This is a genomic window from Streptomyces sp. NBC_01506 (assembly GCF_045040295.1).
Classification (GTDB): Bacteria; Actinomycetota; Actinomycetes; order Streptomycetales; family Streptomycetaceae; genus Streptomyces.
Genome location: NZ_CP109422.1, coordinates 5,193,244 through 5,206,180, shown reverse-complemented (window position 1 = coordinate 5,206,180; position 12,937 = coordinate 5,193,244). Strand labels below are relative to the sequence as shown.

The following is a 12,937-nucleotide window of genomic DNA, read 5'->3' as shown; positions in this document are numbered from 1 at the left end:
ACAGAAACACACCTGTTCCACCGCCCTGAACCCCATCACGATGGGCCGAACGTCCGCATTTGTCTAGTTCCGAGGGCTGAACTTCCCATGCTCCGTTCGGATGTCGGTCACACATACGGACGGAAGTGTGAACCCAATCCGAATTTGATCACCGGGGGTTTCCGAGGCTATCCGGCGCTATTCGTAAGGAATGTGTGTCGGGTCGGGGAATTGATCACGGGATTTATGTGAACGGCGTACTAAACATGCCGTCCACAGTTACTTCGGACCGCACCGCGGCTCTCGCTTCCGGACTTCCCCGTGAAGGACGGTCGCGAAGGCCGCCGTGGGTCGGGCGCGGTGGTCGGGCGCCGTAGAGGGCGGGTCGGGTGTGGAGGCGCGACAGGGGCTCGGTAACCTAGGCCCGCTGAACCATCGTTAGCCGTCAGCCGTCCTCAGCTCGCCCGTTCGTCCAAGGAGTTGCCGCCGCCGTGAGCCGCAGCCTTCGACGCGGCACCCTCGCCGCGTCTGCCATCGCGTTCTCGATCGCCTCGCTCGCCGCGTGCGGTGCTGGCAACAACGCGCAGACGCTCGGCGTCCGACCTGACAACGCCTCGACCTCGATCGGCGAGATCAGCGTCCAGAACGCCACGGTCGTCACCGAGCCCAAGGCCACCACCGGGGGCCCCGCCGCCATCACGGCGAAGCTTTTCAACAACGGCCGCACCGACCAGACGCTCGACGCGATCACGCTGCCGGACAGCGGCGCCACGGTGAAGATCACTCCGGCCAAGGGCAAGGGACCGCTCAAGGTGCCCGCCAACGGCTCGGTCCTGATCGGCGGCGAGGGCAACGCCTCCGCCGTCATCGACGGTGGCGACGAGGCGGCGCGCAACGGCGACGCCCAGCGGGTCGTCTTCCAGTTCAGCGACACCGGCGACGTCGGGCTCGACGCCTTCGTGGTGCCGGCGACCGGCCCCTTCACGGGCTTCGGGCCGACCGTGGCGCCCTCCCCGTCGACCACGCCGTCGACCACCCCGACGGACGGCGCCTCCGGCGCACCCGGCGAGGGCGCGACAGACGGAGCCACAGACGGGGCGACGGACGGAGCGACGGACGGAGCGGCCAACGGCGAGTCCGAACCGCCCGGGGGCACCGCCGAGGGCGCGGACCAGGGCAGCGACGAGGGCGACCAGTCGACGCCCACGGACTCCGCCTCGGCCTCCACGGACACCGAGCACTGACGCGGGACGCACCGAGCCTACGTAGGAGGGCGCCGCACCGGGATCGACGGTGCGGCGCCCTCCTACGTACGTCCGACGAACGAGTCGGTCTACGGCTCGAACTTGTAGCCGAGACCGCGCACCGTCACCAGATACCGCGGCGCCCCCGGATCGGGTTCGATCTTGGCGCGCAGCCGCTTGACGTGGACGTCGAGGGTCTTGGTGTCCCCCACGTAGTCCGCGCCCCAGACCCGGTCGATCAACTGCATACGGGTCAGCACCCGGCCCGCGTTGCGCAGCAGCATCTCCAGGAGGTCGAACTCCTTGAGCGGCAGGTCGACCTTGCCGCCGGAGACCGTCACGACGTGGCGGTCCACGTCCATGCGGACCGGTCCCGCCTCCAGAGCGGCCGGCGCGACCTCCTCCGGCTCGCCCCTGCGGCGCAGCACCGCGCGGATGCGCGCCACCAGCTCCCGCGAGGAGAAGGGCTTGGTCACATAGTCGTCGGCTCCTATTTCCAGGCCGACGACCTTGTCGATCTCGCTGTCCTTGGCGGTCACCATGATCACCGGGACGTTGGACTTTCCGCGCAGTTGCCGGCACACCTCGGTGCCGGGCAGACCGGGCAGCATCAGGTCGAGGAGGACGAGATCGGCGCCGTTGCGTTCGAACTCGTCGAGCCCCGCGGGCCCGGTGGTCGCGATCGCGACCTCGAAGCCCTCCTTGCGGAGCATGTAGGAAAGAGCGTCGCTGAAGGATTCCTCATCCTCGACGACGAGCACTCGGGTCACGGAAGGACCTCCGGGGCAGGGATCTCAGTCGATTGGTCAAGATCGTTGACGTCGTGGTGAAAGCGGCGCTGGGCGTCTTCGTCCGGGCCGGTTGGTGTGCGGTCCCGTCCGGCGCCCGCCTCGGGGAGCCTCAGGGTGAAGGTGGAGCCCTGGCCTTCGGAGCTCCACATCGTGACCTCCCCGCCGTGCGAGGCGGCCACGTGCTTGACGATGGCCAGGCCCAGGCCCGTACCACCGGTGGCCCGGGAACGGGCCGGGTCGACTCGGTAGAACCGCTCGAAGACGCGCTCGCGGTCCTTCTCGGAGATGCCGATCCCCTGGTCGGTGACGGCTATCTCGATCAGATCCCCGCCGGGCGCGGCCACCGGCCGGGCCGCGATGCCCACACGGGTGCGGGCCGGGGAGTAGTTGACGGCGTTCTCGACGAGATTGCCGAGGGCTGCGGCCAACTGGCCGCGGTTACCCCAGACTCGCAGATCGGCGGCGCCGCCCGCGGCCATGGTGATCTGCTTGGTGGACGCCGCGTGCCGGGACCTGTCGATGGCCTCGGCGACCAGTTCGTCCACCCGTACCGGCTCGGCGTCCTCCAGCGGGTCGTCGTTCTGCACCCGCGAGAGGTCGATGAGTTCCTGTACGAGATTGGTGAGCCGGGTCGCCTCGATCTGCATACGGCCGGCGAAGCGGGTGACCGCCTCGGGGTCGTCGGAGGCGTCCATGACGGCCTCCGAGAGCAGGGAGAGCGCTCCGGTGGGGGTTTTCAGCTCATGGCTGACGTTCGCCACGAAGTCACGGCGGACCGCTTCGATCCTACGTGCCTCCGTAAGGTCCTCGACCAGGAGCAGGACGAGGCGGGAGCCGAGCGGTGCCACCCGGGCCGATACGGCAAGGGCCTCGCCGCGGCCGGTGCCGCGCCGGGGCAGATCCAGCTCCACCTGGCGTATCTCACCGTCACGACGGGTGTCGCGCGCCATGTGCAGCATCGGGTCGACGGCCAGCTTGCCGCCTCTGACCAGGCCCAGCGCGTACGCGGCGGAGCTGGCCTTGACCACCGAATCGCTCTCGTCGAGCACGACGGCGGAGGAGCGCAGGACGGAGAGCACGGTGTCGACGCCGGGCGGAAGGCCGGCCTCCGTATGCAGTGAGCTACGGCTGGGCCTGGCCTGGTCGCGCTCGCTCCAGCGGAACGCCAGCATGGCGATCACGCCGGTACAGGCCCCGGCGATCGCTGCCACTGCGGCGACTGCCGCGTTCACGTCCATGCATCCAGGTTATGCGCGGTGAGCTGCACTCTCCCAGCCGTACAGGTGTCACCTGGAACACTCGTCGCCCAGAGTTCACCGTGGGGAAAGTGCCGGTTCACTTGGGAGGGAGCAGCCGGACTCCTGGCGGCCCGAACGTGGGAGCGTGGGGGTTCGCCGGCCCCCGGACCACCAGCAGGAAATCCAGAGAGGGACAGCCCATGCGGGACGCGTACCACGAGGAACTTGACTCGATCGGCGAGGGCCTGGTCGAGATGGCCCGGCTGGTCGGGTCGGCGATCGGGCGCGCCACCACGTCCATGCTCGACGCCGATCTGACGCTCGCCGAGAGCGTGATCGCCGGCGACCAGAAGGTCGACGATCTCCAGCACGATCTGGAGGCCAGGGCCATCGCGCTGCTGGCGCGGCAGCAGCCGGTCGCCACCGATCTGCGGATCGTGGTCACGTCGCTGCGCATGAGCGCGGACCTGGAGCGCTCGGGCGACCTGGCGCAGCACGTCGCCAAGCTGGCCCGGCTCCGCTTCCCGGTCAACGCCGTGCCGCACGACCTGCACGCGACCATCCTGGAGATGGGGCAGCTCGCGCAGCGGCTGATGGCGAAGGCGGCCGAGGTCATCATCACCAAGGATGTCGACCTGGCGCTCCAACTGGAGCAGGACGACGACGAGATGGACCTGCTGCACCGCACGCTGTTCCAGCATCTGATGGACGACCGCTGGAAGCACGGCATCGAGACGGCGGTGGACGTGACGCTGCTCGGCCGGTACTACGAGCGGTTCGCCGACCACGCGGTGTCGGTCGCCAAGCGTGTGGTCTACCTGGTGACCGGTGAGCACGCGGACGAGATCCAGCAGGCCGAGGCTCCGGTCGAAGGGGCCTGACGGAGGCGCGCTTCGGGGTGCGCTTCGGCCTGTGCTTCGGGGGGCGCTTCCGCGTGGGCTTCGCAGGGGGCGCGTGGGGGCGTGCGGAGGTGCCACTGGCGGGCGCCTGCGCGCATGCGCCGTTGATGCGCCCGCCGGGGTGCCGCTGCAATGGGCGCAGACGCCACCCCCGTATGCCCGTGCACCTTCGAGGAGGAACCCCATGGCCGAGTCCCCTGTGACCGAAACCCCCCAGGAAGCGCCCGTCGAACGAGCGTGGCTGGAACTCCTCGGCGCCTGCGGCTGCGGCTCGGGCTGCGGCTGCGGCTGCCAGTCGGGCGGGCCGTGCGCCTGCGGGGGCAACTGCGGCTGACCAGGACAAGGGCCCGGCCCGGTGGTGGACCTCCACCCGGGACCGGGCCCTGCTACGTAAAGCCTGCTACGCGGTGCCCGCCCGCGACCGGCCGCCTACTTCTTCTTGCCCTGATTCTTGACGGCCTCGATCGCCGCCGCCGCCGCGTCCGGGTCCAGGTAGGTGCCGCCCGGCTTGAGCGGGCGGAAGTCGGCGTCCAGGTCGTAGGTGAGCGGGATGCCCGTGGGGATGTTGAGGCCCGCGATCTCCGCGTCCGAGACGCCGTCCAGGTGCTTCACCAGCGCGCGCAGGCTGTTGCCGTGCGCGGCGACCAGGACCGTACGGCCCGTCAGCAGGTCCGGGACGATGTTGTCGTACCAGTACGGCAGCATGCGTACGACGACGTCCTTGAGGCATTCGGTGCGCGGGCGCAGCTCCGGCGGGATCGTCGCGTAGCGCGGGTCGTCGCTCTGCGAGAACTCGGCGCCGTCCTCCAGCTCCGGCGGCGGGGTGTCGTACGAGCGGCGCCAGAGCATGAACTGCTCCTCGCCGAACTCGGCGAGCGTCTGCGCCTTGTCCTTGCCCTGGAGGGCGCCGTAGTGCCGCTCGTTCAGGCGCCAGGAGCGGTGGACGGGGATCCAGGAGCGGTCGGCGGACTCCAGCGCCAGCGTGGCGGTGCGGATCGCGCGCTTCTGTAGGGAGGTGTGCAGGACGTCGGGCAGCAGGCCGGCGTCCTTCAGCAGCTCACCGCCGCGTACGGCCTCCTTCTCACCCTTGTCCGTGAGGTTGACGTCCACCCAGCCGGTGAACAGGTTCTTCGCGTTCCATTCGCTCTCGCCGTGGCGGAGGAGGATCAATTTGTACGGTGCGTCGGCCATGGGCCCGAGCCTAATCGAACGATTCCGATTGACGGCTGCCGTCAATCGACTGGTGGCCGGGGGACGCCCGTACGTAAGTTGCGGTTGACCAGTCGGCCACTTACCGGGGGAACGCCACATGTCCATCGCCGGACTCAGACGCGCCACGGGCGAGAGCGTCAGAAAGAGCGTCGCGGGGCTGCCGCGTGAGTTCTGGTGGCTGTGGACGAGCACCCTGGTCAACCGTCTCGGTGCGTTCGTCACCACCTTCATGGCGCTGTATCTGACCATGGAGCGCGGCTACTCGGCGTCGTACGCCGGTCTCGTCGCCTCGCTCCACGGTCTCGGCGGTGTCATCTCCGCGGTCGGCGCCGGGGTGATGACCGACCGGCTCGGGCGGCGGCCCACGCTGCTGATCGCGCAGTCCTCGACCGCCGCGTCGGTGGCGCTGCTCGGCTTCATGCAGCATCCGGTGGCCATCGCCGCCGTCGCGTTCCTGGTCGGTATGACCTCCAACGCCTCGCGCCCCGCGGTGCAGGCGATGATGGCGGACATCGTGAAGCCCGAGGACCGGGTACGGGCGTTCTCGCTCAACTACTGGGCGATCAACCTGGGGTTCGCGATCTCGGCGGGCGCGGCCGGCTTCATCGCCGAGTACAGCTATCTCGCCGGTTTCCTCGGTGAGGCGGCGCTGACGCTGGTGTGCGCCGTACTGATCTACGTCAAGCTGCCCGAGTCCCGGCCCGAACGCGTCCTCGTGAACGGCAAGCGCGCGCCGGAGGTCGGGATGGGGGCGGTCCTGCGGGACAGCCGCTTCATGGGTGTGGTCGGGCTGTCGTTCGTGGTCGCGCTGGTCCTCCAGCAGGCTTTCGTGGGGCTGCCGGTCGCGATGGGCGAGGACGGGTTCAGCAGCTCCGACTTCGGGATGATCATCGCGCTCAACGGTGTGCTGATCGTGGTGCTCCAGATCCCGGTCACCCGCTTCATCGAGCACCGCGACACCCGCCGGCTGCTGATCCTCTCCTCGCTGCTCATGGGGTACGGCTTCGGGCTGACGGCCTTCGCCGGGTCGCTCGCGCTGTACGCGCTGGCGGTGTGCGTCTGGACCGTGGCCGAGATCGTCAACGCCCCGACGCAGACCAGCCTGGTGGTGCGGCTCTCGCCGGTCCAGGGCCGGGGCCGCTACCAGGGCATGTACACGATGTCGTGGGCGGTGGCCGGTCTGATCGCGCCGGTGCTGGCGGGTTTCCTGATCGACCACTACGGCGCCGACTGGCTGTGGGGCCTGTGCGCGGTGCTGGGGACGGTGGCCGCGAGCGGGTACTGGCTGCTGATGCGGGGGCTGCCGACCAAGGACAGGGCGGAGACGGACGGGGTGCCTGTCGTGGCGGAGCCGGGTGCCGTACGAGAGGTGACCGAATCGCTGTGAGAGCGGTCAGCCGGTCAGGCCCCCGGGGGCGGACGCTGTCTTTCCGCCGCCGTGTTCCCGTACACGCTCCGTACGTTGTCCCTCGGCGCCGGCTTGCCGCGCCCGGCCGGGCCCGCCGCGAAGGCGCGGAGCACGTTCTCGGTGGTACGGGTGACGAACGCGCCGGTGCGCGCGTCCATCCCGTGGTTGCGGCCGTTCTCCTCGGTCCCCGCCATGAGAGCTTCGACCCACCGCATCGTCCCGGAGGCGAAGACGCCCGCGCCGCCGGGCACCGTGTAGTACGCGGAGTCCGCGTGGCTGCGGCGCCCGGCGCAGACCAGCGGCGAGTGGGCGACGATCTCCAGCGGTGACGGTGTGGGCTGCCCTGGGGTCACCCGGTCGTACTCCACGCCGACCAGGTGGTCGAAGGTGTCGCCGCGCTTCACCCCGGTCCCCTCAAAGATCCAGTGGTCCGCGCCGTGGACGACGTACGGAGCGTCCACGGGGAACCCCTCGTACAGGACGCCGGTCAGTGAGGACTCCGGGTCGGCGGCGGGCGGCAGGCGGAAGTCGGTGGTCGCCATGGTGCGGTGTTCCACGAGATACGGGTCGTTCTGGGAGTCGCTCTTGAAGCAGACGACCGTACGGACGGGACCGGTGCCGCCGTCCTGTTCCAGCCGGATCCGGCGGTAGCAGGTGTTGGCGCCGAGGAACGCCACGTTCGTTCCGCTGTCGCGGGCCTGGGTGACATGCCGCCGCTGCTCGGGGGTCCAGTACTCGTCGTGCCCGAGGGAGACCACCGCCGTGGCGCCGGCCAGCACCGCGGGGGCGAGGTGGACGTCCACGCCGGTGGTGTACGCCAGCGGGATGCCGAGGCGTTCGGCGAGGACCACGGCGGCGCGTTCGTAGACGAGGAACTTCTCGGCGCCGTTCTTGTCGTACGGCCGGTCGAAGCTGACGGCCAGCGAACGGGACCCGTACGCGCCGCCCTTGCCCTCGTAGAGGTTGTGGCCGCCCCACAGGTTGTACGCCTGCCACGTCGCGGGCGCGTGCATCAGCACCGTGCGGCCGGCCGCACTTCGCGAGCGGACGATCAGCGGGACGTATCGCTGGTGCCCGTTCTCGGCGTCCAGCCGCAGCAGATACGCGCCCTGAGGCCAGCCGTCCGCGTGGACGGCGAGGCTACGTTTCCAGTCGGCCCGCACGGTGTCGGTGAAGGTCACCATGCGCGGGCCGCTCTGGACCCGGCCCGCCACCCGGCCGGAGCGCCACACCAGCCGGGCCTGGGCTCCGCCGTACCAGCCGACCCGGTAGGCCGAGACCCGGAAGCCGGGCGCGGTGGTGGAGACGTACAGCCCGAACTCGTCGCCCGGCTCCACGCTCACCGTGTCCGTGTACCCCTCGACCGCGCCGGCTGGGCCCACGGAGCGGACGCGCCAGTCGGGGCTGCCGGAGCGCGCACGCTCGGCGGCGTCCGCAGCGGCTGCGGCTGTCGGGTCGGCATCAGCACCGACACCGGTACGGGCCGGGGCGCGGCCCGAGGAGTCGCAGCCGGCCACCGCTCCCACCGCGACCCCGGCGGCCCCTGCGGCGGCGGCCTCCAGAAAGCGCCGGCGGTCCAGCCGGCCCGTGCGTGCGGGGTGCCCGGGGTGCTCGGGGTGCCCGGGGTGCTCGCACCGCCGCTCTGCGTCGTCGTCCATCGCCCGTCGCCCGTCACCCGTCGCCCGTCGCGGGTCTCGCTTCCGCGTGTCAGTACGATCCTGAGTCGGTGGGTGTCGCGGGGCGACCCCAGGAGGGCCGAATGCGGGTACGGCCGGTCAGTTCGGCGCGGGACGGGTCAGGTGGGTGAAGGCGTCGAGGTTCCGCGTGGACTCGCCGCGCGACACCCGCCACGCGTACTCCTTGCGGATCGCGCCCGCGAACCCCAGCTCCAGCAGCGTGTTGAACGAGCCGTCCGCCTCTTCGAGTACGGAGCCGAGCAGCCGGTCCAGTTCGTCCTCGCCCACGGCGGACAGCGGCAGCTTGCCGGAAAGGTAGACGTCGCCGAGGCGGTCGACCGCGTACGCCACCCCGTACAGCTTGAGGTTGCGCTCCAGCAGCCAGCGGTGGACGCCTTCCTCGTTCTCGTCCGGGTGCCGGATCACGAAGGCGTTGACGGACAGGGAGTGCCGGCCGACGCGCAGCGAGCAGGTCGTGGAGAGCTTGCGGGTGCCGGGGAGGGTGACGACGAAGGAGCCGGGCCCGGGGCTCTCCCACTTCAGGCCGGAGTCGTGCGCGGCGGCCGTGAGGGCCCGTTCGACAAGGTGCGCGGCGTGCGCGGCGACCGTGTCCCCGCTCGCTTCCGCCCGCGCTTCGTCAGCCATGGTGCGAGCGTACGCGACCTCGGTGATCATGCATGGCTGCCGTGTAGACGTCCGCCGTCGCCGACGCGGCCGTGTCCCAGCCGAAGGACTGCGCGTGGCGTGAGGCCGCCAGGCCCATGCGGTCCACCAGCTCGGGCCGGTCGATGAAGCGGGCGAGCGCCTGGGCGTACGCCTCCGGCTCGTGACCGGGGATCAGGAAGCCGGTCTGGCCGTTGCGTACGGCCACCGGCAGACCGCCCACCGCGGCGGCGACCACTGGGGTGCCCACCGCCTGCGCCTCGATGGCGACCAGCCCGAACGACTCGCTGTACGACGGCATGACCAGCACCGACGCCGCGCGGAACCAGTCGGCGAGCCCTTCCTGTCCGACCGGCGGCCGGAACCGTACGACATCGGCGATGCCCAGCCGGGCCGCGAGTTTGTGCAGCCCCTCCGGCTTCGCCAGACCGCTGCCGCTCGGGCCGCCCACGACCGGAACGACCATCCTCTTACGGAGGGCGGGTTCACGGTCCAGCAGGACGGCCACGGCCCGCAGCAGTACGTCGGGTGCCTTGAGCGGCTGGATACGGCCGGCGAACAGCGGGACGAACGCGTCCTGCGGCAGCCCGAGGCGGGTGCGCGCCGCCGCGCGGCCGTCGGCGGGCGTGAAGAGGTCCAGGTTCACACCGGGGTGGACGACCGCGACCTTCGCGGGGTCCGCTTCGTAGAAGCGGACGAGTTCGTCGGCCTCCTCCGAGGTGTTGGCGATCAGCCGGTCGGCGGCGCGCACGATCTGCGTCTCGCCGATGACACGGGCCGCGGGCTCGGGGGTGTCGCCCTCGGCGAGCGCCGCGTTCTTGACCTTGGCCATGGTGTGCATGGCGTGTACGAGGGGCGCGCCCCACCGCTCGGCGGCGAGCCAGCCGACATGGCCGGAGAGCCAGTAGTGGGAGTGGACGAGGTCGTAGTAGCCGGGGCGCTGGCCGGCCCATGCCTGCATCACGCCGTGCGTGAACGCGCACAGTTGGGCGGGCAGTTCCTCCTTGGCCAGGCCCTCGTACGGACCGGCGTCCACGTGCCGTACGAGCACGCCCGGCGCCAGCTCCACGCTCGGCGGCAGGGCGCCGGTGGTCGAGCGCGTGAAGATCTCGACCTCGATGCTGATGGCGGCCAGCCGCTTGGCCAGCTCGACGATGTAGACGTTCATGCCGCCCGCGTCGCCCGTCCCCGGCTGGTGCAGCGGGGAGGTGTGGACGCTGAGCATGGCGACGCGCCGCGGTCTGCGGGGGTGGCCGGGGATCCGGAGCCGGGGTGGTGACACCAGGGTGCCGGCAAGCCTGGACACGTACTGGCTCACGTCGACGGACCTCTCGCTCGGAGCGCTCGGAGCATGACAAGCGGAGGGTGTGGGGCCCTCTGGGAAGCGGAAACACCGGAATGCCCTTCTTCATTTCCCGCTTTGCCGAATCATTACCGTCGGAGGCTCAACCCTCGGCGGGTGTTCCGGGGACCCGCGCGGTGCCGTGGCCTCGTTAGGCTCACCCGCATGCCCGCGCGCCCGCCCTCCTCGCCCCGCCGCCCTGTGGGCACCGTCACACGCGGGACGACCAACCCGAACCGGCTGCGCCGCATGGACCGCTGGATCGCCGCCGTGCACGGCCCCGCGCTGCGCCGCTCGGCCGACCCCGTCGCCGTCGATCTCGGGTACGGCGCCGCGCCCTGGACGGCCGTCGAGCTGCTGCGGCGGCTGCGGTCGGCCGAGCCGCGCACCGCGGTGGTGGGCGTCGAGATCGAGCCCGCGCGGGTCGCGGCGGCGCTTCCTTACGAGGAGGACGGGCTCAGCTTTGTACACGGCGGGTTCGAGATCCCGCTGCCGCCGTCCGGTGGCGGCGCCGGGCGCCGGCCGCTGCTGATCCGGGCGGCGAACGTCCTGCGGCAGTACGAGGAGAGCGAGGTCGCGGCCGTCTGGGACCGGCTCCGCGCGCGCCTGGCGCCCGGCGGGCTGCTGGTGGAGGGGACGTGCGACGAGATCGGGCGGCGGCATGTGTGGGTCGCCCTCGGTACGGAGGGCCCGCGCACGGTCACCTTCGCGACCCGGCTGGGCTCGCTGGAGCGCCCTTCGGATCTGGCGGAGCGGCTGCCGAAGGCGCTGATCCACCGCAATGTGCCGGGCGAACCGGTGCACGCGTTCCTGCGGGACTTCGACCGGGCGTGGGCGGCTGCCGCCCCGTACGCCTCACTGGGTGCCAGGCAGCGGTGGATCAGGGCCGTACAGGATCTGTCGGCGGACTGGCCGCTGGCCGGTCCGGCGGCGGGGGGCGGGCGGAGCAGATGGCGGCAGGGTGAAGTCACGGTGGAGTGGGGAGCGCTGGCGCCGAACTCTGGCGAAACGGATGGGTTCAAGGGAACGTGAGCGACGGGCCGTTCGTCCCTGACGGGTGGTGGACGCGAGCGGCGCCCGGCACTGCCCCCTGTCGTTCCGGGGACGGGCATGGCACGATCACGTCGGCGCAGAACAGTAACTGACAGTAAGTCAGATGTCGGACGTCAGTTATCCGATGCGGTTGTCCGAAGTCCGGAGTCCGGAGGGGAAGCTCGTGAACCGACGCCGTTGTGTCACAGCCGCGATCACGGTCGTCTGCGCCTTGGCGGTGCTGACATCACCGGCGTTGCTGAACCAGGCGTACGCGGCTCCCGCTTCGCCTGCGGCCCCCGCGGCCCCCGCCTCGCCCAGCGACCCGCCCGTCGCGCCCCGCCCGTTCGACCGCACCCTGCCGCCCGGGGCGGACGGCGAGTCCCCCGCCGCCGAGGACTCGAAGCTCGAAGCGGTGCGCAGGAAGATCGACGGGCTGTACGGCAAGGCCACCTCGGCCACCGACGCGTACAACCTCGCCGAGGCCCGCGCGGACAACCAGTCGGCCGAACTGGTCAGGCTGGCCAGCGAGATCGTCAACGGCCAGGTCCGGATCGACAAGCTCAAGCAGCAGGCGGGCGCCGCGGCCCGCGCGCAGTACCGCGCGGGCGGGCTGCCGCCCGAGGCCCAGTTGATGCTCACCGACGACCCGCAACTCTTCCTGGACGGCGCGGGCAGGGTCCAGCGGGGCCAGAAGGCGACCAAGGACCTGCTGGGCCGGATGACCGAGGCGCAGGACGACTTGACCTCGTATACGAAGAAGGCCGGCGCCGAGTGGACCAAGCTCGAGGCCAGCCGGGTCAAGCAGGCGAAGGCGAAGAGTGAGATCAAGCGGCAGATCAAGGCCGCCGAGAAGATCGAGGCGGGGCTGGAGAAGGAGGAGCGCGACCGGCTGCTGATGCTGGAGCAGCAGGAGGCGGCCAAGGCGCAGGCGGCCTGGCTGAGTTCGGGCTCGCTCAAGGACATCAACGGCAAGGCGAGCGCCCAGGGCAAGAAGGCGATCGAGTACGCGACGGCGCAGATCGGCAAGCCGTACGAGTGGGGTGCCGAGGGCCCGTCGTCGTACGACTGCTCGGGGCTGACCTCCGAGGCGTGGGGGGCGGCCGGCCGGGGCATCCCGCGTACCTCACAGGAACAGTGGCGGCTGCTGCCCCGCGTCCCCCTCGGGGAGATGCGCCCCGGCGACCTGATCATCTACCACGACGACGCGAGCCATGTGGGTATGTACGTGGGCGACGGCTCGATCGTCCACGCGCCGCGACCGGGTCGGCAGGTGACGCTGACGGGGGCGGGCTCGATGGTGATTCTCGGGGTCGTCAGGCCGGACAAGTAGGACCGGGCCCGTCCGGGCCCGGCCGGGCGCACCCCGGGAGCACCCCGGGGGCGACTCGTCCCGTACGCCCCCTTCGCCCCTTCCGTACCCCCCGCACGTGATGTTTGTCATGGCCGTCTC

12 protein-coding genes are annotated in these 12,937 nt (G+C 71.0%); 6 read left to right on the top strand and 6 right to left on the bottom strand.

Annotated elements, in window-relative coordinates; translation table 11 throughout:
* Window positions 1–470 precede the first annotated feature (470 nt).
* Window positions 471–1,223 carry a DUF461 domain-containing protein gene (locus tag OG329_RS22960; RefSeq protein WP_405797688.1) on the top strand — a complete coding sequence of 251 codons (753 nt, stop codon included), beginning with the start codon at window positions 471–473 and terminating at the stop codon, window positions 1,221–1,223.
* An 89-nt stretch (window positions 1,224–1,312) separates the two neighbouring features.
* Here the strand turns inward: OG329_RS22960 and OG329_RS22955 are convergent, their stop codons facing one another.
* Both OG329_RS22955 and OG329_RS22950 read right to left on the bottom strand, forming a co-directional pair.
* Window positions 1,313–1,993: a response regulator transcription factor gene (locus OG329_RS22955; protein WP_189110519.1), complete on the bottom strand. Its 681-nt coding sequence runs from the start codon at window positions 1,991–1,993 to the stop codon at window positions 1,313–1,315.
* Window positions 1,990–3,252, bottom strand: a complete 1,263-nt coding sequence (locus OG329_RS22950) for a sensor histidine kinase (RefSeq protein ID WP_405797687.1) — start codon at window positions 3,250–3,252, stop codon at window positions 1,990–1,992. Before OG329_RS22950 ends, OG329_RS22955 begins: the two co-directional genes overlap by 4 nt.
* Window positions 3,253–3,452: 200 nt before the next feature.
* Between OG329_RS22950 and phoU the strand changes: the two genes are divergently transcribed.
* Together phoU and OG329_RS22940 are read left to right on the top strand one after the other, a co-directional pair.
* Window positions 3,453–4,133, top strand: coding sequence for a phosphate signaling complex protein PhoU (gene phoU / locus OG329_RS22945; RefSeq protein WP_405797686.1), 681 nt, complete (start codon window positions 3,453–3,455; stop codon window positions 4,131–4,133).
* Between the two features lie 202 nt (window positions 4,134–4,335).
* Window positions 4,336–4,485 (top strand): hypothetical protein, encoded by a 150-nt coding sequence (locus OG329_RS22940; RefSeq protein WP_405797685.1) that lies wholly within the window; start codon window positions 4,336–4,338, stop codon window positions 4,483–4,485.
* 95 nt (window positions 4,486–4,580) lie between these two features.
* On the opposite strand, the gene OG329_RS22935 is transcribed toward OG329_RS22940, so the two are convergent.
* On the bottom strand, window positions 4,581–5,342 hold the full coding sequence (locus OG329_RS22935) for a phosphoglyceromutase (RefSeq protein WP_405797684.1): 762 nt from the start codon (window positions 5,340–5,342) through the stop codon (window positions 4,581–4,583).
* Between the two features lie 118 nt (window positions 5,343–5,460).
* Here OG329_RS22935 and OG329_RS22930 point away from each other — a divergent pair, with 118 nt between their 5' ends.
* On the top strand, window positions 5,461–6,750 hold the full coding sequence (locus OG329_RS22930; RefSeq protein ID WP_405797682.1) for an MDR family MFS transporter: 1,290 nt from the start codon (window positions 5,461–5,463) through the stop codon (window positions 6,748–6,750).
* Window positions 6,751–6,764: 14 nt separating this feature from the next.
* Here OG329_RS22930 and OG329_RS22925 read toward each other — a convergent pair whose 3' ends face one another.
* The 3 genes from OG329_RS22925 to mshA all read right to left on the bottom strand — a co-directional run bounded on the left by OG329_RS22925 (window position 6,765) and on the right by mshA (window position 10,428).
* Window positions 6,765–8,429 (bottom strand): N,N-dimethylformamidase beta subunit family domain-containing protein, encoded by a 1,665-nt coding sequence (locus OG329_RS22925; protein WP_405797680.1) that lies wholly within the window; start codon window positions 8,427–8,429, stop codon window positions 6,765–6,767.
* Window positions 8,430–8,546: 117 nt separating this feature from the next.
* Window positions 8,547–9,092, bottom strand: coding sequence for a YbjN domain-containing protein (locus OG329_RS22920; RefSeq protein ID WP_405797679.1), 546 nt, complete (start codon window positions 9,090–9,092; stop codon window positions 8,547–8,549).
* A complete protein-coding gene (gene mshA / locus OG329_RS22915) occupies window positions 9,085–10,428 on the bottom strand; it encodes a D-inositol-3-phosphate glycosyltransferase (protein ID WP_405797678.1) in 1,344 nt (447 codons plus the stop codon). Before mshA ends, OG329_RS22920 begins: the two co-directional genes overlap by 8 nt.
* Window positions 10,429–10,617: 189 nt before the next feature.
* On the opposite strand from mshA, the gene OG329_RS22910 reads away from it, so the two are divergent.
* Window positions 10,618–11,484, top strand: coding sequence for a class I SAM-dependent methyltransferase (locus OG329_RS22910; RefSeq protein WP_405797677.1), 867 nt, complete (start codon window positions 10,618–10,620; stop codon window positions 11,482–11,484).
* Window positions 11,485–11,668: 184 nt separating this feature from the next.
* A complete protein-coding gene (locus OG329_RS22905) occupies window positions 11,669–12,817 on the top strand; it encodes an NlpC/P60 family protein (RefSeq protein WP_405797676.1) in 1,149 nt (382 codons plus the stop codon).
* Window positions 12,818–12,937: the final 120 nt, after the last annotated feature.

Coding starts and splice junctions, on each gene's coding strand:
- OG329_RS22925 (WP_405797680.1), bottom strand. CDS start 8,429: ATGGACGACGACGCAGAGCGGCGGTGCGAGCACCCCGGGCACCCCGAG.
- phoU (WP_405797686.1), top strand. CDS start 3,453: ATGCGGGACGCGTACCACGAGGAACTTGACTCGATCGGCGAGGGCCTG.
- OG329_RS22910 (WP_405797677.1), top strand. CDS start 10,618: ATGCCCGCGCGCCCGCCCTCCTCGCCCCGCCGCCCTGTGGGCACCGTC.
- OG329_RS22940 (WP_405797685.1), top strand. CDS start 4,336: ATGGCCGAGTCCCCTGTGACCGAAACCCCCCAGGAAGCGCCCGTCGAA.
- OG329_RS22920 (WP_405797679.1), bottom strand. CDS start 9,092: ATGGCTGACGAAGCGCGGGCGGAAGCGAGCGGGGACACGGTCGCCGCG.
- OG329_RS22930 (WP_405797682.1), top strand. CDS start 5,461: ATGTCCATCGCCGGACTCAGACGCGCCACGGGCGAGAGCGTCAGAAAG.
- OG329_RS22950 (WP_405797687.1), bottom strand. CDS start 3,252: ATGGACGTGAACGCGGCAGTCGCCGCAGTGGCAGCGATCGCCGGGGCC.
- OG329_RS22935 (WP_405797684.1), bottom strand. CDS start 5,342: ATGGCCGACGCACCGTACAAATTGATCCTCCTCCGCCACGGCGAGAGC.